The 17,484-nt window shown below is 65.4% G+C and carries 19 protein-coding genes; 13 read left to right on the top strand and 6 right to left on the bottom strand.

Features of this window, described 5'->3' with window-relative positions; genetic code table 11:
• Positions 1-85: 85 nt before the first annotated feature.
• Genes A6745_RS11275 through A6745_RS11265 form a run of 3 tightly spaced genes read right to left on the bottom strand, consistent with a single transcriptional unit; the run spans position 86 to position 1,762 of the window.
• Positions 86-859, bottom strand: a complete 774-nt coding sequence (locus tag A6745_RS11275) for a PulJ/GspJ family protein (protein WP_082853019.1) — start codon at positions 857-859, stop codon at positions 86-88.
• Positions 856-1,245, bottom strand: a complete 390-nt coding sequence (gene gspI / locus A6745_RS11270) for a type II secretion system minor pseudopilin GspI (RefSeq protein WP_066126897.1) — start codon at positions 1,243-1,245, stop codon at positions 856-858. Before gspI ends, A6745_RS11275 begins: the two co-directional genes overlap by 4 nt.
• 10 nt (positions 1,246-1,255) lie before the next feature.
• Entirely contained in the window at positions 1,256-1,762 is a 507-nt protein-coding gene (locus tag A6745_RS11265; protein ID WP_197488136.1) for a prepilin-type N-terminal cleavage/methylation domain-containing protein, read from the bottom strand.
• A gap of 223 nt (positions 1,763-1,985) precedes the next feature.
• Here A6745_RS11265 and A6745_RS11260 point away from each other — a divergent pair, with 223 nt between their 5' ends.
• Both A6745_RS11260 and nudC read left to right on the top strand, forming a co-directional pair.
• Positions 1,986-2,438: a hypothetical protein gene (locus A6745_RS11260; RefSeq protein ID WP_066126895.1), complete on the top strand. Its 453-nt coding sequence runs from the start codon at positions 1,986-1,988 to the stop codon at positions 2,436-2,438.
• A 160-nt stretch (positions 2,439-2,598) separates the two neighbouring features.
• Entirely contained in the window at positions 2,599-3,570 is a 972-nt protein-coding gene (gene nudC / locus A6745_RS11255; RefSeq protein WP_066126893.1) for an NAD(+) diphosphatase, read from the top strand.
• Positions 3,571-3,632: 62 nt separating this feature from the next.
• Here nudC and A6745_RS11250 read toward each other — a convergent pair whose 3' ends face one another.
• From A6745_RS11250 to A6745_RS11240, 3 genes are all read right to left on the bottom strand, one after another.
• A complete protein-coding gene (locus A6745_RS11250) occupies positions 3,633-4,478 on the bottom strand; it encodes a S1/P1 nuclease (RefSeq protein ID WP_066126892.1) in 846 nt (281 codons plus the stop codon).
• A gap of 580 nt (positions 4,479-5,058) precedes the next feature.
• Complete coding sequence (locus A6745_RS11245; protein WP_066126891.1) at positions 5,059-5,670, bottom strand: hypothetical protein; 612 nt, start codon at positions 5,668-5,670, stop codon at positions 5,059-5,061.
• A gap of 488 nt (positions 5,671-6,158) precedes the next feature.
• A complete protein-coding gene (locus A6745_RS11240) occupies positions 6,159-6,659 on the bottom strand; it encodes a DUF305 domain-containing protein (protein WP_003098996.1) in 501 nt (166 codons plus the stop codon).
• A gap of 450 nt (positions 6,660-7,109) precedes the next feature.
• Between A6745_RS11240 and A6745_RS11235 the strand changes: the two genes are divergently transcribed.
• From A6745_RS11235 to A6745_RS11185, 11 genes are all read left to right on the top strand, one after another.
• A complete protein-coding gene (locus A6745_RS11235) occupies positions 7,110-7,856 on the top strand; it encodes a hypothetical protein (protein ID WP_003098991.1) in 747 nt (248 codons plus the stop codon).
• A gap of 118 nt (positions 7,857-7,974) precedes the next feature.
• Positions 7,975-8,187, top strand: a complete 213-nt coding sequence (locus A6745_RS11230; RefSeq protein WP_003090093.1) for an AlpA family transcriptional regulator — start codon at positions 7,975-7,977, stop codon at positions 8,185-8,187.
• A gap of 42 nt (positions 8,188-8,229) precedes the next feature.
• Entirely contained in the window at positions 8,230-9,105 is an 876-nt protein-coding gene (locus A6745_RS11225) for a ParA family protein (RefSeq protein ID WP_003098988.1), read from the top strand.
• Positions 9,089-9,358, top strand: coding sequence for a hypothetical protein (locus tag A6745_RS11220; protein ID WP_003050422.1), 270 nt, complete (start codon positions 9,089-9,091; stop codon positions 9,356-9,358). The genes A6745_RS11225 and A6745_RS11220 overlap by 17 nt, the downstream gene beginning before the upstream one ends.
• A complete protein-coding gene (locus tag A6745_RS11215; protein ID WP_003098985.1) occupies positions 9,351-11,030 on the top strand; it encodes a ParB family protein in 1,680 nt (559 codons plus the stop codon). Before A6745_RS11220 ends, A6745_RS11215 begins: the two co-directional genes overlap by 8 nt.
• A gap of 14 nt (positions 11,031-11,044) precedes the next feature.
• Complete coding sequence (locus tag A6745_RS11210) at positions 11,045-11,605, top strand: DUF2857 domain-containing protein (protein ID WP_003090097.1); 561 nt, start codon at positions 11,045-11,047, stop codon at positions 11,603-11,605.
• A 3-nt stretch (positions 11,606-11,608) separates the two neighbouring features.
• Positions 11,609-12,847, top strand: coding sequence for an STY4528 family pathogenicity island replication protein (locus A6745_RS11205; RefSeq protein ID WP_008264646.1), 1,239 nt, complete (start codon positions 11,609-11,611; stop codon positions 12,845-12,847).
• A 429-nt stretch (positions 12,848-13,276) separates the two neighbouring features.
• Complete coding sequence (locus A6745_RS11200; protein ID WP_003098981.1) at positions 13,277-14,068, top strand: PFL_4669 family integrating conjugative element protein; 792 nt, start codon at positions 13,277-13,279, stop codon at positions 14,066-14,068.
• Positions 14,065-14,592 (top strand): DUF3158 family protein, encoded by a 528-nt coding sequence (locus tag A6745_RS11195; protein ID WP_003098978.1) that lies wholly within the window; start codon positions 14,065-14,067, stop codon positions 14,590-14,592. The genes A6745_RS11200 and A6745_RS11195 overlap by 4 nt, the downstream gene beginning before the upstream one ends.
• A gap of 73 nt (positions 14,593-14,665) precedes the next feature.
• Entirely contained in the window at positions 14,666-15,106 is a 441-nt protein-coding gene (locus tag A6745_RS11190) for a single-stranded DNA-binding protein (RefSeq protein ID WP_003098976.1), read from the top strand.
• A 283-nt stretch (positions 15,107-15,389) separates the two neighbouring features.
• Entirely contained in the window at positions 15,390-17,420 is a 2,031-nt protein-coding gene (locus A6745_RS11185; RefSeq protein ID WP_003116834.1) for a DNA topoisomerase III, read from the top strand.
• Positions 17,421-17,484 lie beyond the last annotated feature (64 nt).

The raw sequence follows: 17,484 nt of genomic DNA, 5'->3' as shown, positions 1-17,484 counted from the left end.
TCCCCCTTTCAGGCATCGCTCTGGTGGCTTGAGACTATGGCCGGCCGAAGCCATTCATCGATATCACCGCATACGCTGCGTTTGCCTACCGCAGCGCAATCACCCGCCGATACCGCTCATCGCCCCGGTCGGTGCGCTGCGCGATGATCACTTCCAATCCGCTGCTCTGTCTCGATTCCGCGGTATAGGGCAGCCGGGTCCATCCCGCACCGGGCCGCCAGGCCCGCACGTCGAAATCCTGTACATCCTGCAATACAGCAACGGCCGAACGCGCATCGGGTGCGGGCAGCGGAAAATGATCGGAGGGCGCAGCCGCCGACCGATACAGCGTGCCGCGCTCTATCCACCAGTACACGCGCTGCAGCGTGCCTGTGGCGTCGGGCAGCGCGCGCACGATCTCGATGCGGAACGGTACGCGCCCGCGTTCGGTGGTCAGGGCTTCGGGCAGCAGCCGCTTGCGCAATGGCAAGCCGTCCTCGTCCAGCTTCGGCCGATTGCCGTCTTCGGGCGACAGCGGCAGCTCCACCGTGGCGCGCAGCGAAATATCGCGTTCGAACTGCTCCAAGGCGCGCAGCGTGGACAACGTGGCCTCGGTGCTGCGATCCAGGTGCGCGCTGGTGCGCGTGACGCTGTCCAGCGCGCGCCAGGCGATCAGGCTGACGAAGGCCATCAGTACGATGGCCACCAGGATCTCGATCAACGTGAATCCTGCCTGGGAATTCCCTGGGTTACTGGTCCGACAGCCACGAGGGCTTGGATGGGTGTCGCCGCCATGAAATACCGGAGGCTTGACGGTGTGCAGCACCTTGGCGTGTCTGGACGCATTCCGTGTTGCCGGGCTGCGATGCCGGGCGCTCATTGCACCCGCCCCAGAACCCGGCTGAGGGTGGCCACCAAGCGGCGCGAGTCGTCAGTTTCGTAAACATCCACGGTGACTTTGCGGAAGCCGGTTTTCAATAGGTCGACACGCTGCTCGCACATGAAGCGGGCAGACCCCTGCGGACACGCGAAGCGCTGGCCGCCGGGGGCAGGGGCGCCTGGCTCCAGGTCGAGTTCGTTCAATCGGTTCTCGGCCGACATCATGGCCAGCGACCGGTCGCGCAACTTGCCGTTGTTCTGCGTCATGACCCCCATGGTGCGCATGACGGCCGCCAGCGCGATGCCCACGATGGCGAGTGCGACAAGCACCTCTATCAGCGTGAAGCCGGTCTGGGCGGTTCTATGACGGGGCAGGGGCTTGTGCATGATGGGTGGTCTACTGCACCGAGAACCGTCCGACCGCATCCCGCACCACCGCTACGGTGGACGTGCCGTCCGATAGCTGGATCTCCCAGGGGGCGCCAATCCGTTCAGCGTCAAGGGTGACGGAAGAATGAGGGCTGATCTGCATGGTGCCCGATTGCCAATGGCGCGGGCGCAGAGCATCGTCGCGGGCGAAAGTGTCCGGCGCCGCGGCGGGTGACAGCACGGGAATGACGTCATTGTCGGGAATCACCCAGCTCGATCGCACGAAGCGGTACCCCTCGCGATCCGCCTGCCAGACGATGCTGCGGCCGTCCAGGCGCACTTCGCTTTGGGCGATGATGAACATCTGGGCCAGTTGCTGCGCGTCCTGCTTCAATACGCGGGCCGGGTCGGGCCGGATGCTCAGGCTGATGGCTGCCGTGCCGATGCCGATGATCATCAGCACGACCATCATCTCGATGAGCGTGAAGCCCTTTTGCCCGGTTTGCGAGGGCAACGCATGGCGGACACGTGTCACGGCAAACTCCACGCAGTGGAAGTGGGAACCCAGGCTACTACCAGAATGTGATGTATAGATGAACTGGAAATCGCGAATTGCTGAATATGGGTCCGTAATGATTTGGCGCGGAAATTTCACTGGATTCGGGCGGTTTTGGCGTGTCAAACTCGTCTTAGATAAATATCCTCGCGCCGAACGGCACTAATTGGCGCAGTTTGATGTTTGCGCAAGGAAAATGTCCATGCAAACCCTTGAACGCATCGATCCGCGCGCGTTGGTGCGCCTGATGGGCTTGGTCGGCGTCGTGTCCGCCATCGCCGTGTGGGGGTATCTGTTGTTCGAGCCCTTGCCCCCCGCCGCGCCTCCCGCCATGGCCACGGCGCCCGCCGCCGACCCGAGCCAGGACAAACTGGTGCAGTGGTTCGTGCCTGGGCCTTTGAAAATCGAAGTGCAGGCCAGCGGCCTGATGTGGTCCAGTGTGCGGGCAGTGGCGGTGCTGTCCGTCAACGGCGGCGCGCCGCGCGCATATGCGGTGGGGGACACGTTGGTGGATTCCGTCACCGTGCATCGCATCGGCCGCGATGGCATCGAAGTGGACAAGGCGGGCGAGATCGTGCGCATTGCCCTGCCCGAACAGCCTGGCGTGGCGGGCGGTGGCATCACCCGGGTGTCCGGGGCGCACGCCGCCCGCTGACCAGTCGCCAGCGTCCGGCATGATTGGCGAAGGCTTGTCTCTCCAGGCGCCCCGTCCAGGACGGAGGCAAACCCGCCAAAGGCGCGAGCATCCCATCGCATCGACGCTATGGGGGCTTTGGTGCTACCGTAAGCAGCGCCGCAACTGCCTCGCTGACACCATGCCTTTCATCGACTCGTCTTCCCAGATCGACTTCGGCCTGAACCCCTTGGATCGCCTGTCTGGGCGGCGCGACGATGCCGATTACGTCGCCACCCGCCGGCGCGAGGCCGCCACCCGGTATTTCGTCTTCGCGGGAGACGTGCCGGTGCTGGACGCGCGCGACGAAGGCATCGATCCCCTGTTCGACGCCGATCAACTGGCTGGCCTGGGCGAACCCTTGCGTGAAATCTTCATGGGCCAGGACGAACAAGGCGCCGCGTTGTTCGCCCTGGCGTATCCCGCTGCCGATTCCGACCGGATTTCCCAGCTTCCCGGCACGGTCCTGATGGACCTGCGCAGCATCGCCTCGCGCGGCCTGTTCGTGCCATCGGTGCTGGGTGAACTCGGGGGCGCCAAGGCCATCCTGCATTGGCACGACAAGCATGGCTTCTGCGCCAATTGCGGCGCGCCCAGCCGCATTTCGGCCGCCGGCTGGCGCCGCGATTGCGACGCCTGCGGCGCGCAGCATTTTCCGCGCGTCGATCCCGTGGTGATCATGCTGGCCATCGACGGCGACCGTTGCGTGCTGGGCCGCCAGCAACGCTTCGCGCCCGGCATGTACTCGGCGCTGGCGGGCTTTCTCGAACCCGGCGAGACCATCGAGGACGCCGTGCGGCGAGAGGTGATGGAAGAGGCCGGCATCGCCTGCGCCGAGGTGCGCTATTTCGCGGCGCAGCCCTGGCCGTTTCCTTCGTCGCTGATGATCGGCTGCTTCGCGCGCGCAGTCAGCAGCGAGGTCGTCATCGATTACAACGAACTGGAAGACGCGCGCTGGTTCACGCGGGCCGAAGCGGCCGGGATGATCGCCGGCACGCATCCCGAGGGCCTGTCGTCGCCCAAGCCGTTCGCCATCGCGTATCACCTGATGAAGGCGTTCGTGGAAGAGGGCGAGGGCGTGTTCACGCGCGTGCAGTCGCGCGAACTGGAATAGCGCCGGCATCGTATTCCTGGCAGCCGCGACTGCCGGGCTGCCTTGCCGCGAGGGGCTTGCCTCTACTTGCAGCGCTTCGCCGCGAACGCCTGGTTCAACAGGTGCGCCAGCCGCATGCCGCCCACCGCCAGTTGCCGATCCAGGATGGGCCGGGCCTTGGCCAGATACGCGTCGTCCAGCACGTCGTTGCGCGGCTGCATGTCGAAGATCTTCACGGCGGCGCGGTGGCTGTCCAGCGCCCAATCGACGGGCGTGCCGCCGGCCAGGTTGGCGTCCGCCTTGGGCAGCCAGTTCGATTCCAGCACGTCCACGTAGCTGCCCCAGGCCCACACGGTCTTGCGGATCAGCGCGGCGTCCCAGGCGGCGTGCAGGTTGGTGTCTTCGGACGCCGTGCCGTTGGCGCCGTTGCGCATCGCGATGGTGACCTTGATGCCGTTGCCGCCGTTGTTTTCCTTGACCGTATGCAGGGGCTGGTGGATGTCGGCCACGAAGTGCGCCAGGAACATCAGCGCACGCTTGCGGTCGGACGCCGGGCGCGTGGGACAGGCCACCACGGCCTGCTCGCGCAGGATCTCGGCCACGATACAGTCGCCCTTGTCGGGATCGGCCACGCAGTCGCGCGCGGGTTGATAGTCTTCCTTGGCCAGCGGGATGTCGACGAAGTGCCAGCGCGTGGTGCGGGGATCGCGCACGCGTTCATCGTCGGCCCAACTGCCCACCGAAGCCAGCGAGGCGCCCTTGCCCAGCAGGGCCTCGACGCCCTTGTGCGCCTCGGCCGACAGGCGGCGGCTGGCGATCTCGGAAATGATGGAATGGCCCTCCTCGCCCCATGCATGGGCGGGCAGGGCGGCGCCCAGTGACAGGGCGGTGGCGAGCGCGGCAGCGCAGATGGCGGGGGCCAGACGCATGGCGGGAAATCCTTGCAAGGCGGGACAGTCAGCGTAGCTGGAGTGTATGACGCCGCAGGCGTGGAGTTTGCATGGAAGCGTGTCGTAAACGGCGCACTGTCCGATGAGATGCAAACAAACACAAAGCCTGGCGCCTTGCCGCTGCGCGGAGTATGAATTCAAGTTCTTGATATGAGGGAGATGGTCACTATAAATCGGAGAGGAGCAGCGCTGACTTTTTGCGTTTGCCTGGCGCAGGCAAGGGGGGTCGAGGTAAGGGACCGGGCGGGTTGAAGAGACCGGGCTGCCACGGCACCGTATTTGCTGACGTCTTGGAGGTTTCTCAGGAGAGCCTATCTACAGAGAAAGACCTGATGTCAACGTCAGGTGCCGCGCCTTGCGCTAAACGGGCCAACGCATCGCCGATCGCGGGCGCAAACAGGCGGTGCAGGAGGCATTCATCGCCCAGGGCTTGGTGGCCGCGGGCGGCACGCGGCCGAGCTGGATCAGTTGGTGAAGACCGGGATAGCGATGTGGAAGTCGCGGGCCAGGAGGCCGGCAGCTCGGTGAAATAGGCCGTCGGCCTGGCGAGGGTGGGGCCTCAGCGGCCCCGCAGCCACTCGATGTACGCCTTGCGGGTGGGCTCGGAAACCGATTCGAGCACCTTCTTTTGAGTGACCTGGTGGCGCAGCATCAGCCGCGCATCGGCGACGTTGCGCGACTTGCAGAACCAGTGGCAGCTGTGCTGGAACAGGTACAGCTCGGCGGACAGGTGAAAGGCGCGCGTCTTGGGCGGCCAGCCGGCTTCATTGTCCACCGCGCGGCGCAGTCCGTTCGCATGGATCTGCAGCAGCGCACGAAAATCCCGCTGCGTCGAGGCGGGCAGCAGGTGCGTGGCATAGGGCACGCAGATCGGATAGGTGCCCATGCTGGTGCGCTGTGCGTCGTCTTTCTGGATGGACGCGGCCAGCGTCTGCATCTGCGCGGCCACCGCGCGCTCGGTGGGGGCGAAGGTCTCCAGCACCTGAAGCTGGCGGTTTTCGGTCTCTTCATGGATCGCCCGGGTGTAGCCCTGGGTCAGCGTTTCCATGTGGCGTTCGAGATTCAGGTCGGCCAGGTGGCGGCCCAGCAACGAGATATTGGCGCGCTGATGGCGCACGCGCAGTACCTGCCATGCCGCGATGACGATCAACAGGATCAGAGCAAAGTCCATGGCCTACCGTACGTGATGGCGCCGCCGGGGCGCGGGGCGAACAAAACAAAAGGCCCAAACCTGGGTTTGGGCCTTTTTGAATTTGGAGCGGGAGACGAGTCATGCACTAGAGCGCTAAGTCTCTGTTTCCCAATCACTTTCTCCACTGTGGTGATCAGCGAAGAACTCAATTATAGCCTTGTTTTTCGCCCTCGGCAACAAAGTTCATCCAACCACTTCCACCAGCGTCCAAGGATGATCCATCCACCCGTCGTTACGCCTGATGCGTCCAGCTGCTGAGCGGGTTCGCTATCGAACTCCAACTTGCGACGATCATGACTTGCGCTCGCTCCGCAGGCAGCGCGGGGTGGTGTCGCGTGGACTACCTGGCACCTGGACGGCTGTAGGACACAACCGCCGGCATCGGAACACCGCAAGTACTCATCTTTACATCGCTGCGGCTAACTTCGCCGGAGCGCAACGCGGCGCCAGTGTAGTGGCAGCCAGCCTCAACGAAGGCGTGCAGCAATCCGGTTCATCTGCTCGATCTCCGCGCGCTGGCCATCGGAAATCGCTTGGCATAGGTTGACGAGTTCCGGATCTGAGAGCTGCGCCTCGCGGCACATGAGGATCGCTCCCGAATGGTGCGGGACCATAGACGCGATGAACTGTCGATCGCCGATTCCGGTTTGAGCACGGGTAGCGGCAAAAGAACCGAGTGTGAGAACGGCAAACAAGCCGTACAGCACGAGATTGAGCCGCCGGTTTGGAAACATGCCGGGCATTGTCGCTAGCATGAAGATGCCCATTGGCGCCCACATAGTGACCGCCATGTAGAGCATGTTGAGATTGTTTCTGAAGTCCCTGGCGCCGTCGATCATGCTGAACATTACGAAGTACATGACGACGAGGCCCAACACCATGTTCACCCAGAACTTGGCGTATGGTCGGCCGTGCTTACCCATCTGACCGGATGTGTGATGTTGATGTTCATGGGAATGTTCAGCCATCTCCGTCTCCTATGTGCTGGGGCAACCTGGCAGGGTCACTGGTACTGCGGCAGATACTTTGTCGATATATCAGCATGTGGAGCGATGCATCACTAACCGCTGATTTCCAGTCCCCAACTGGACGTAGGGGCGTCGAACGCTTCAACTCGCTGGTCTTGAACCGTCTGGATATCAGACCATACCAAATCGGTCTTGATGGGCTTTGCGCCACCTATGACGCTGGTACCGTGAGCGCCAATATCGAGCTTGCGTCCTCATCGCTCGATGGGCCGGCAACTGATCGATTCTTGCATATCAAGCAAGACAAGGCCACCTGCGGCGGACGCCAATGGCCTCCTCCGCCTTCGCTTAGGGCATCGCCTCAAGCGTCCGTCGCAGGCCATAACGACACAACAGCCCTTGGGCAAGAAAGGAGCCGGTGATGTAGCGCACCCGAAAGGAGACGAAGACATGCACAAGGACATTTCAACATCAAAGGTGTTCTATCGTCCCATCGAGGCGGCCATCCGATGGGCTGGGTTGCTGCGGTATCTCCCGATGATCCTGGCCACGATCGCGTCACCGCGTGTCCTGCCTCGGTCGCTGAACTGCCCTCGATGGAATGAGTGCCGGCTGCACTCGGAACGTATCTATGACGGCATCCTCAACGGAGAGCTGCCCTACGGCAAGAACGGGATCACGCTCAATGATCCGAACCTGCTCAATTCTCTGGATCTGACTGTTCGCCATGTCGATCTAAAACGCTGGATGCGCACCCACTATCCCGAGCACCGGCCAGGATTTCTGTTCAGCCGTGGCGAACGCATGGCGCATCCTTTCATCACCATGGAAACAGGACAGGCGATCCTCGTGGAGCGGCTGGCCCTTCAGGCCGCGCTTGAACAAGCCCGACGTGAGATGCGAGAACTGCAGGAGCAGCACGACACGCTACTCAAGCAATCCTCGGTGCTGTTGGCATCCAAGCAATGCGAGATCAGCGAACGGGCGGAAACGACCTATCTCAACATCATTGGAGGGATGTTGACGCTGATGCTGAGCCAGTCGCCTTCAGGCGTGCCCTATTCCAGCTTCAAAACGCAGGAGGCCCTTGTCTCTGCATTGGTCGCCCACTACGGCGGCACCATGGGCATCACTGAGCGCACCTTAAACGGAAAGTTCGCCAACGCTAAGAGGTACGTTCGTAGCGCAAGCGCATGAGGTTATCCAGCTTGTATGTGCAATCGCGGAGATTGCATTTGCAATGTCTTTCCGCAGCCAGGTCTATTGAATAGAGGTCACGCCAACAAACGCCACCGAGCGTTCAGGAGTGACCGCCATGTCGCAGACCCCTGTACTCCCGCCGAACGAGCGCCGCATCCTGCGGCTCGATGAAGTCGAAGCGAAGTCCGGCTTCAAACGCGCCCACATCTACAACCTGATGAAGAAGCGCCAGTTCCCTCAGGCGCTGCGCCTGGGCGTGCGCGCTGTCGGCTGGGATTCGATCGAAATCGACCAGTGGATCGCCGAGCGCCTCAACCACCGGACCTGACCCGCTCTCCCGCGGACTTCCCATTCCCAGCCGGAGAGCGCCATGCAGGTCGTGTCCATCATTTCAACGAAGGGCGGCGTCGGCAAGACCACGACGGCCGCCAACCTGGGCGGGCTCGCCGCGGACGCGGGCCTGCGCGTGCTGCTGCTCGATCTCGACGTGCAGCCCACCTTGTCCTCCTACTACGAACTGACCCAGCGCGCGCCGGGCGGCATCTATGAGCTGTTGGCCTTCAACGAGCGCGACCTTGGCCAGCTCGTGTCCCGCACGATCATCGCGGGCCTGGACCTGGTGCTGTCCGACGACCACCGGGGCGAGCTGAACACGTTGTTGCTGCATGCGCCGGATGGCCGCCTGCGGTTGCGGCATCTGCTGCCAGCACTTGCTCCCCTCTACGACCTGGTGCTGATCGACACCCAGGGCGCGCGTTCCGTGCTGCTGGAGATGGCGGTGCTCGCCTCCGATCTCGCGCTGTCGCCCGTCACGCCGGAGATCCTCGCGGCACGCGAGCTGCGGCGCGGCACCATGCAGTTGCTCGAAGACATTGCGCCGTACCGGCACCTGGGCATCGAACCGCCGCCGCTGCACTTGCTCATCAACCGCGTCCACCCGGTGTCCGCCAACGCACGGCTGATCCAGCAGGCCTTGCGCGACCTGTTCCAGGACAGCGCCGGCATCCGCGTGCTCGCCACCGACGTGCCGGCCATAGAAGCGTATCCACGTGCCGCAACGCGCGGCCTGCCGGTGCATCGGGTCGAGCACCGCCAGCCGCCCGGCAGAGTCGCCCCTGCCGCGCTCGACACGATGCGCGCGCTCGCCAGCGAGTTGTTCCCGCAATGGCAGGACCGACTGGCTCAAGTATCCGGCCGCCCGCAGCGACCTCTTGATCCTGGGAGGCCCCATGGCGAACGCACATGAGCTGGCCCGCGGCCACAAGCGGCTGCGCGCCCTGATCGAGTTCGCGGTCGGTGAGGGCTGGCACGTCAAGCGCACGCCGGGCGGGCACCTCAAGTTCACCAAGGCCGGCTGCGCGGCGATCTACACGAGTTCGACAGCGAGTGACCACCGGGCCGAATTGAACGCCCGTGCGCAGATCCGCCGCGCCGAGCGAGAGGCCCGCATGGCGCCGGCCGGCGGTCGTGGGGACTGCGAGGGGTGCGGCCATGGCTGACATGACCTCGCAGGACATGGCAGGCAAGCTGCTCGCGGCCGGCTTCGAGCGCAGCGGCCCAGCGGCTACGGCCTTGAGCGACCCGATCGCGGACACGCCCATGGTCGTGACGCTGGACCAGTTGCGGCCCTACGACCATGACCCGCGCATGAAGCGCAACCCGGCTTACGAGGAAATCAAGGCATCCATCCGCGAGCGCGGCCTGGACGCGGCGCCGGCCATCACGCGCAGGCCCGGCGAGGACCACTACATCATCCGCAACGGCGGCAACACGCGACTGGCGATCCTGCGCGAACTCTGGTCGGAGACCAAGGAAGAACGCTTCTTCCGCATATCGTGCCTGTTCCGACCATGGCCGGAGCGCGGTGAAATCGTCGCGCTGACCGGGCATCTTGCCGAGAACGAACTGCGCGGCGGCCTCACGTTCATCGAGCGCGCGCTCGGCGTCGAGAAAGCACGGGAGTTCTACGAGCAGGAGAGCGGCGCCGCCCTGAGCCAGTCGGAACTGGCCCGCCGCCTGGCGGCCGATGGCTTCCCCGTCCAGCGGTCGCACATCACCCGCATGGCCGACGCGGTGCGCTACCTGCTGCCCGCCATTCCCACTGTGCTCTATGGCGGCCTGGGGCGCCACCAGGTCGAGCGGCTGTCGGTCATGCGCACGGCCTGCAAACGCACCTGGGAGCACTACGCCAAGGACCGTTCGCTGCCGCTGGACTTCGACAGTTTCTTTCAGGAGGTGCTGGCGCAGTTCGACACGCAGGGCGACGAGTTCGCGCCGCAGCGCGTGCAAGACGAGCTGATCGGCCAGATGTCCGAGCTGCTGGGCATCGGCTACGACGTGCTGGCGCTGGACCTGACCGAATCGGAAAGCCGCCACCGGGCGCTGGTCAGTGACCCGACGCCACCTGCGGCGCAGCCGGCGTTGCCTTCGCCCACCGCCGGCACGCCGACTCCGCCGGGCGCAGCATCGTCCATCGCCACGCCTGCAGCGGCGGCCGGTCCTCCACCCGCCAGCCCTCCGGCGTCCGAGCCCACCTTGCGCCACGACGACACGGCGGTTGGCGAAGCGGCCACGGGAAGCCAGCCGGCCGCACCGGGCGATCTGCTTCGCGAGCACATCGTCTCGCCAGCACCGACGACAGAACGGCTCCAATCGATCCAGCGCATGGTCGCCGACCAGTTGGGCGATGCGCTGCCGCCCGACTTCTCGGCGAGCGTGCTGCAGTCCATCCCGGTGCAACTCGGCGGACTCTATCCGATCTCCGACGTCTGGTACATCGACGCCGGCCTGGACACGCCCGATCGGCTGCGCATCCACATCGCGCAGTTCGCGCGCGAGATCGCCGGGGAGGCAGGCCTGGACGAGTGCATCGAGGATCGCGCCGATGGCATCGGGTTTGCGTGCCGCGCCCGCGGCCAAGCCCCGTCGCCGCTCGGCCGCGCGGTGCTGACGCTGCTCACTTCCCTGACGGGTCAGCCCGTCGCCGAAGCGGGCCTGGACGGCGCGCAGCTCGCCGCCGACCTGCCGACCCTGTTGCACGGCCAGAGCCAAGGCCATGGCAGCGGCGCAAGGCGCTTGAGCGACACGGCGTTGGTCAAGCTCTTTCGGCTGCTGCGCCTCGCCCGGCGTCTGCTGGACCTGGAAGCCGGCACCACGGCGCCCGGGACGTGAGCGAGGGAGGCCGCATGTCCACATCGCATCCGCTCAACCAGGCCGTGATTGCCCAGGCGCTGTATGACCTTCGCAACGGCCAACTGCGCCGCTGCAAGGCCATGGGCTTCGGCGAGGCCGAGCTGGATGCGCTCAAGCACCCCGCGCTGATCAGCGTGCTGGCCAACGCCAGCGTCTCGTGGTGCTCGGTCACGGTCAACCGCGAAGTGCTGCAGCGCCTGCTCAACCAGGCACAGGACGTGGAGAAGGAAATCGCCACGGTCGATCGCATGCTGCGGCTGGGGGCCAGCACGGAGATGGTCAGCCGCTTCTATGGCCTGACCCATCAGGAAGTCGCCCTGCGGCGGGAGATCCTCGGCCTGCCCAAGCGCAAGGGGCGCCACCCCGTCCTGGACGAGACCCAGGACACCGAACTGTGGCGGCAATGGAAAGCCGTGACCAGCAGCAGGAACGTCGATCTGGAGGACGAGACCTCGATTCTCGATGCGGCCATGGACCTGGCCGAGGGCATGTCGCTGCCGCTCTCGGTGGTCTGGGCCGCGATCAGGAACTGGGTCGATCAGGGATTGGGCTAGGCCATGGCCGTGGACGACACCGCCCCACGAGCCCAGCGCCCTGGCCCCATCGCACTCGCCGACCTGTTCGACGCTGCGCTGAAGGACCTCGCGCCCAAGTCCAGCTCTGGCGCTCCCGCGTCCCTGCCTGCTCCAACGCCCACGCCTCCTACGTCCGGCGACGCCTTCCTGTTCAGTGGCAATCGGCACGGGAGCGTGCCGCGGCGGCTGTTCCTCGACCGCCGCCTGACACCGCTGGAGCGCAACGCCTGGCAGGTGTTCCGATTGATGCTCAACGACGATGGCGTCACGGCATTTCCCACCTATGAGCAGTTGCGCCCCTGGCTGGCGTCGATGCCCTGCGCAGGCCAGGCCTCCCATGAGACCGTGGCGCGGGCGCTGACGCTGCTGCGCCTGACGCGCTGGCTGAGCCTCGTGCGACGACGGCGCGACCCCAAGACCGGTCGCATCCTCGGCAACCTCTACGTCCTGCACGACGAACCGCTGACGCCGTTCGAGGCGATGCAACTCGACGCCGACTACCTGGCCCTGGTCAGCCAGTCGCTGGGGCATTCGGCCAAGGCCGTCCAGGTGGTGGGACTCAACACCCTCCAGGAGATCGCGGACGACCCGATGCTGTCCGGACGCACCTTGCCGTCGCGGCTGCAAGTGCTCGCCGAGCGCCTGGCCGACCAGGGCATCACCGCCTCCGAAAGTTATCCACAGGAGGATGCGGTCCACGATTCCGAAGAAGGGCCCGCGAGCCTTCTTCGGAATGGCGATCGCCCATCTTCGGAATCCGAAGCAGGGCCGAAACCCGCGCCAGACGGCGCTCTTCGGAATTCGAAGCAGGACCGTACAGTACGTAGTAGTCGTATTGATGAAGTACGTACTACCGCGCAGGCGCGTGCGCTGGGCGACCTGCAATGGCCCAAGCGCTTCGCGGAACTGAAGGCGGAACAGCAGGCCGGAGCCAAGATGGCGTTGCAGCAGGTGGACGCTGCCCTGCGGCAGGCCGTGCTGGACGAATGGGCCGCACGGTGCGGCAAGCATGGCATCCGCAACCCCGCCGGTTATCTGTTCGGCATCATCCAGCGCGCCATGCGCGGCGAGTTCAATGCCTGGGCCAAGCAGACCGGCCCGGCACCGCCAACACCATCGGCGGCGCGAGCGCCACCAACCGAGCCGCCGCGCAACGTCGTGCCGCCCGAGGTGGCCCGGCAGCACATCGAGCGCCTGCGCGATCTGCTGCGCAAATCCTGAGCACAGGGCTTGTCAAAGCCGTGAAGTAGATCTCCATGGCGGTCGGCAGAAACGGTCCCCTGGGGACGGCTGTGCGGTGAAGCGCCGGGCGACGGCGCGACATGCTGCGCAAAACCTGAGTAGAGCGCATGCAAGACCATGAAGCAGACCTCCATGGCGCTCAACGGAACGGTCCCCTGGGGACGGCTGCGCGGCGAAGGATCGTGTCGAACGGCAGCGCGACGTGCGGTGCAGCACGCATACCGTCAACAACCGAGGACGGGAACGCCGATGTGAGTGCCCATCTGCGGAGCGGTCCCCAGGGGACCGTTGCGCGCTGCGCCGCCAGCGCGCACAGAACCGGGGGTCGGCTCATTTCGGTTTGTTGACTGACTGCCTTCCGCTGCATGCGGATGCTGGCGGCTCCCTGTCCACCAGCGAGCGATCACCATGGCAACCAGCAACGAACCATTGCAACTCAACCTCGGCTCCCTGCGCAGCGCGATGTCGCTGACGCTGCACACCCACCACGCCTCGCGCATCTGGCATGGCCGCGCCGCCGCCGAGGGGCGACCGGGCATCGTCGGCCTGAACGGCTACATCGCCGTCATGAACAAGATGAAGCGCGGCTCGGAGCAGGACGACCCATACAGCGACTGGTGGATGCTTCGCATCGAAGACAAGCTCGACCAGACCAGGACCACGCTGCAGACGCTGCGCGACCAGGTGGACCAGGCCCTGGCCGGCGTGCCCGCCGCGTTGACCCTGGGCGAGAACCTCAACGTGCAGCCCGTCAAGCTTCCGCTGTTCGTCAATGCGCAGTTGGGCTTTGCCGCCGTCTATCTCCTGGCCGACTACGACGACATCGCGCGCAAGCTGATCCTCGCCCACCACACCGCGCTGATCGATCGCTCGACGTTGGAGCGCTGGCTCAACGAAGGTGCCCACGCGCTGCGCAGCCTGTTCAGCCTGGCCCAGCAATACCGCTACTCGGGCTGCACCCGCGACGACTTCGCGGCCAAGAACGCCGCAGCTCGGGCAGCATTGGAGAAGTTCGGCGAACTGCCGCAGGACGTGCTCGAAGGCATGCGCCGCTCGAAGTTTGCGCCGCCCGTCGTGCGCCGTGGTCTGCAACAGCGTGGTGATAGCGCTGCCGCAGCCGCATCTCCCACCGACGAAGGCGCTGCCGCCGATTCGGCCGAGGCCAAGTCCACAGCCGCCGGCGAGGACGAACCGGCATGAGCGACCCGAACCGCGAACCGCGCTACTTCCGTCGTCTGGAACAGCCAGCCTTCATGCGGCTGGAACACGCGGCCTCTCTAAAAGGCCTTTTAAAGCCTTTTAAAGGTAAAGGGGACTTCGAGGCCTGGGCCAGCCAGTGCTTCGCCATGCGCGACGAGTTGATTGCCCTGGCGCAGCGACAGGTGCTGCCACAGGCGTGCGGGCATCCCTTCCACCTGCTTCCCGTCGAGCTGGCCCAGCAGACCACTGGCGCAGGCACGACCTTTCTTCGCTGGCGCAAGCACGATCGATCGGCCATGGGCGTGGCGTTGTGGCAGGAGCTGATGGCGAGCCCCAGCACGCCGGTCAACCTGCTGCACGACCTGCACGAGATCGAACTGCAGCGCGTCATGCTGAACATGCAGATCAGCCTGCTGCACACCCTGGGCAGGCAAGCACAGGAATGCGCCAGCAAGGCCGCGCAGGCGGACAACACCTACCTGCGCCGGCTCGCGTCCGTTCCTGCCGCAGTGCGCGATCGGTGATTGCGCCTGCCATCCGAGCACGCGCCCGAGCCCAACGAGGCACGGGTATTTCAACCACCACGGAGATTCCAACATGAGCACACAATTCATCGGCGAGGGCAACATCGGATCGCCTCCCGAGTACCGCGAATTCCCCAATGGCAACGACGATCCTCGCCGGTTGCTCCGGCTGAACGTGTACTTCGACAACCCCGTCCCCACCAAGGGCGGCGAGTTCGAGGACCGCGGCGGCTTCTGGGCGCCGGTGGAACTCTGGCACCACGACGCCGACCGCTGGCAGCAGCTCTACCAGAAGGGCATGCGGGTGCTGGTCGTCGGCCGCATGGAGCGCGACCCCTGGACGGACAACGAAGATCAGCCGCGTGAGACTTGGCAGGTCAACGCGCGCAGTGTCGGCATCCTGCCGTACCGCATCGAGTCTGTGGCCCTCAGCCCGAAGCCACAGGAGGCAGAGCCGAAGCCCCAGGCCACCCAGGAATCGACGGCGCCGAAAGAGACCAAGCGCAGGAAGTGATCGGGCATGGAGGGCGGCTGCCGCAGTGCTTCGCCGCCCTCCATGCGCTGCGAATTATCCCCAGGGGATAGCTCCACCAACGTCCACCGAGTTCCACGCGCGCTCCCGGAAATCGCGGCTCTCGGCCCGCACACTTCCGGCCACGCACCTTCCCCGCACTCGCCATTTCATCGGCGTGAAAGCGGTCGCTGCCGCATGCGGCTTGTTTGCTGCTGCCAGGGGCTGCGCTCGGCATCCTCGATCCCAGCAACTCCATGAACAACAGGAATCGGGATGGACGGATATGCGGCTGTTCTTGTGCGAGAAGCCCTCCCAGGGCAAAGACATTGGCCGGATTCTCGGCGCCACGCAGCGCGGTGAAGGCTGCCTCAACGGTTCCGGCGTCACGGTCACCTGGTGCATCGGCCATCTCGTGGAGGCGGCGCCGCCCGAGGCCTACGACGAGCAGCTCAAACGATGGTCCGTTGAGCAGTTGCCCATCATTCCCCAGCACTGGCGGGTCGAGGTCAAACCGAAGACCGCCACGCAATTCAAGGTCGTCAAGGCGCTCTTGGCGAAGGCGACTCACCTGGTTATCGCCACCGATGCCGACCGCGAGGGCGAATTGATCGCCCGCGAGATCGTGGAGCTTTGCGGCTACCGCGGCCCCATCGAACGCCTGTGGCTGTCGGCGCTCAACGATGCGTCCATTCGGGCGGCACTGGGCAAGCTGCGGCCTTCGGCCGAGACGCTTTCGATGTACCACTCGGCGCTGGCGCGCTCCCGTGCGGATTGGCTCGTGGGCATGAACCTGAGCCGGCTGTTCACGGTGCTGGGGCGACAGGCGGGTTACGACGGCGTGCTGTCGGTCGGCCGCGTACAGACCCCGACGCTCAAGCTCGTTGTGGACCGCGACCGCGAGATCGCGCGCTTCGTGTCCGTACCATACTGGGCCATCGCCGTGTCCCTGTTCGCAGGCGGTTCGACTTTCGCCGCGCAATGGGTTCCACCCGATGCGTGCACCGACGACGCAGGCCGCTGCCTGCGGCAGCCGGTCGCACAGCAGACCATGCAGCAGATCCGCGCTGCGGGCAGTGCCCACGTCGTGTCGGTGGAGACTGAGCGTGTCCGCGAAGGCCCGCCGCTGCCGTTCGACCTGGGCACCTTGCAGGAAGTGTGTTCCAAGCAGCTTGGGCTGGACGTGCAGGAAACCTTGGAGATTGCCCAAGCCCTGTACGAGACGCACAAGGCCACGACGTACCCCCGCTCGGACTCCGGCTACCTGCCCGAGAGCATGTTTGCCGAAGTGCCCACCGTTCTCGACAGCCTGCTCAAGACCGATCCCTCGCTGCGCTCGATCATGGGCCAGCTCGACCGCTCGCAGCGCTCGCGCGCCTGGAACGATGGCAAGGTCACGGCGCACCACGGCATCATCCCGACGCTCGAACCGGCGAAGCTCTCCGCCATGAGCGAGAAGGAACTGGCCGTGTACAGGCTCATCCGGTCGCATTACCTGGCGCAGTTCCTCCCTCACCACGAGTTCGACCGCACTGTGGCCAAGTTTTCGTGCGGGGGGCAGAACCTGGCGGCCACGGGCAAGCAGGTTGTCATCCCGGGTTGGCGCCAGGTGCTCGCCGAGCCGCAGGCCGAAGACGGTGATGGCGAGGGCGATACTGCGGTCCGCGCCCAGGTGCTGCCCGCGCTGCCGAAACTGTATGAGGGCCTGGCATGCCAGGTGGCCGACGTCGATCTCAAGGCACTCAAGACGCTGCCGCCCAAACCGTACACGCAAGGCGAGTTGGTCAAGTCCATGAAAGGCGTCGCCAAGCTGGTGTCCGATCCCCGCCTGAAGCAGAAGCTCAAGGATACGGTTGGCATCGGCACCGAAGCGACGCGGGCCAACATCATCGGCGGCCTGATCGCTCGCGGCTACCTCGTGAAGAAGGGGCGCGCCATCCGCGCCTCGGATGCGGCTTTCACTTTGATCGATGCCGTGCCTGCGGCGATTGCCGACCCTGGCACCACCGCCGTCTGGGAACAGGCGCTCGACATGATCGAGGCCGGACAGCTCACCCTGGACGTGTTCATCGGCAAGCAGGCCGCGTGGATTTCGCAGTTGATTGCGCAGTACGGCAGCGCCTCCCTGTCCATCAAGGTTCCCCAAGGGCCGGCATGCCCGCAGTGCGGCGCACCCACGCGCCAGCGCAGCGGCAAGAGCGGCCCGTTCTGGTCGTGCAGCCGCTACCCGGACTGCAAAGGCACGCTGCCAGTCGAATCCGGCAGCTCCAAGCGCGGCGCCTCGCGCCCGCGCCGTAGCGGCCGCAAAGGCTCCTGACCGCCCCCGTTCCCCGTGAGCCGTGCCCGCCTTCGGCGGCGTGGCCCCTGTCCCGCACTCCGCC

It is taken from the genome of Bordetella ansorpii (genome assembly GCF_900078705.1).
GTDB classification, from domain to species: Bacteria; Pseudomonadota; Gammaproteobacteria; order Burkholderiales; family Burkholderiaceae_B; genus Bordetella; species Bordetella ansorpii_A.
This window is presented reverse-complemented; position numbering and strand designations above follow the sequence as displayed.

Bases quoted from the DNA above. Each gene is read 5' to 3' on its own strand.
- A6745_RS11275 (WP_082853019.1), bottom strand. From the start codon at position 859: ATGAGCGCCCGGCATCGCAGCCCGGCAACACGGAATGCGTCCAGACAC.
- gspI (WP_066126897.1), bottom strand. From the start codon at position 1,245: ATGCACAAGCCCCTGCCCCGTCATAGAACCGCCCAGACCGGCTTCACG.
- A6745_RS11260 (WP_066126895.1), top strand. From the start codon at position 1,986: ATGCAAACCCTTGAACGCATCGATCCGCGCGCGTTGGTGCGCCTGATG.
- nudC (WP_066126893.1), top strand. From the start codon at position 2,599: ATGCCTTTCATCGACTCGTCTTCCCAGATCGACTTCGGCCTGAACCCC.
- A6745_RS11250 (WP_066126892.1), bottom strand. From the start codon at position 4,478: ATGCGTCTGGCCCCCGCCATCTGCGCTGCCGCGCTCGCCACCGCCCTG.
- A6745_RS11245 (WP_066126891.1), bottom strand. From the start codon at position 5,670: ATGGACTTTGCTCTGATCCTGTTGATCGTCATCGCGGCATGGCAGGTA.
- A6745_RS11240 (WP_003098996.1), bottom strand. From the start codon at position 6,659: ATGGCTGAACATTCCCATGAACATCAACATCACACATCCGGTCAGATG.
- A6745_RS11235 (WP_003098991.1), top strand. From the start codon at position 7,110: ATGCACAAGGACATTTCAACATCAAAGGTGTTCTATCGTCCCATCGAG.
- A6745_RS11230 (WP_003090093.1), top strand. From the start codon at position 7,975: ATGTCGCAGACCCCTGTACTCCCGCCGAACGAGCGCCGCATCCTGCGG.
- A6745_RS11225 (WP_003098988.1), top strand. From the start codon at position 8,230: ATGCAGGTCGTGTCCATCATTTCAACGAAGGGCGGCGTCGGCAAGACC.
- A6745_RS11220 (WP_003050422.1), top strand. From the start codon at position 9,089: ATGGCGAACGCACATGAGCTGGCCCGCGGCCACAAGCGGCTGCGCGCC.
- A6745_RS11215 (WP_003098985.1), top strand. From the start codon at position 9,351: ATGGCTGACATGACCTCGCAGGACATGGCAGGCAAGCTGCTCGCGGCC.
- A6745_RS11210 (WP_003090097.1), top strand. From the start codon at position 11,045: ATGTCCACATCGCATCCGCTCAACCAGGCCGTGATTGCCCAGGCGCTG.
- A6745_RS11205 (WP_008264646.1), top strand. From the start codon at position 11,609: ATGGCCGTGGACGACACCGCCCCACGAGCCCAGCGCCCTGGCCCCATC.
- A6745_RS11200 (WP_003098981.1), top strand. From the start codon at position 13,277: ATGGCAACCAGCAACGAACCATTGCAACTCAACCTCGGCTCCCTGCGC.
- A6745_RS11195 (WP_003098978.1), top strand. From the start codon at position 14,065: ATGAGCGACCCGAACCGCGAACCGCGCTACTTCCGTCGTCTGGAACAG.
- A6745_RS11190 (WP_003098976.1), top strand. From the start codon at position 14,666: ATGAGCACACAATTCATCGGCGAGGGCAACATCGGATCGCCTCCCGAG.
- A6745_RS11185 (WP_003116834.1), top strand. From the start codon at position 15,390: ATGCGGCTGTTCTTGTGCGAGAAGCCCTCCCAGGGCAAAGACATTGGC.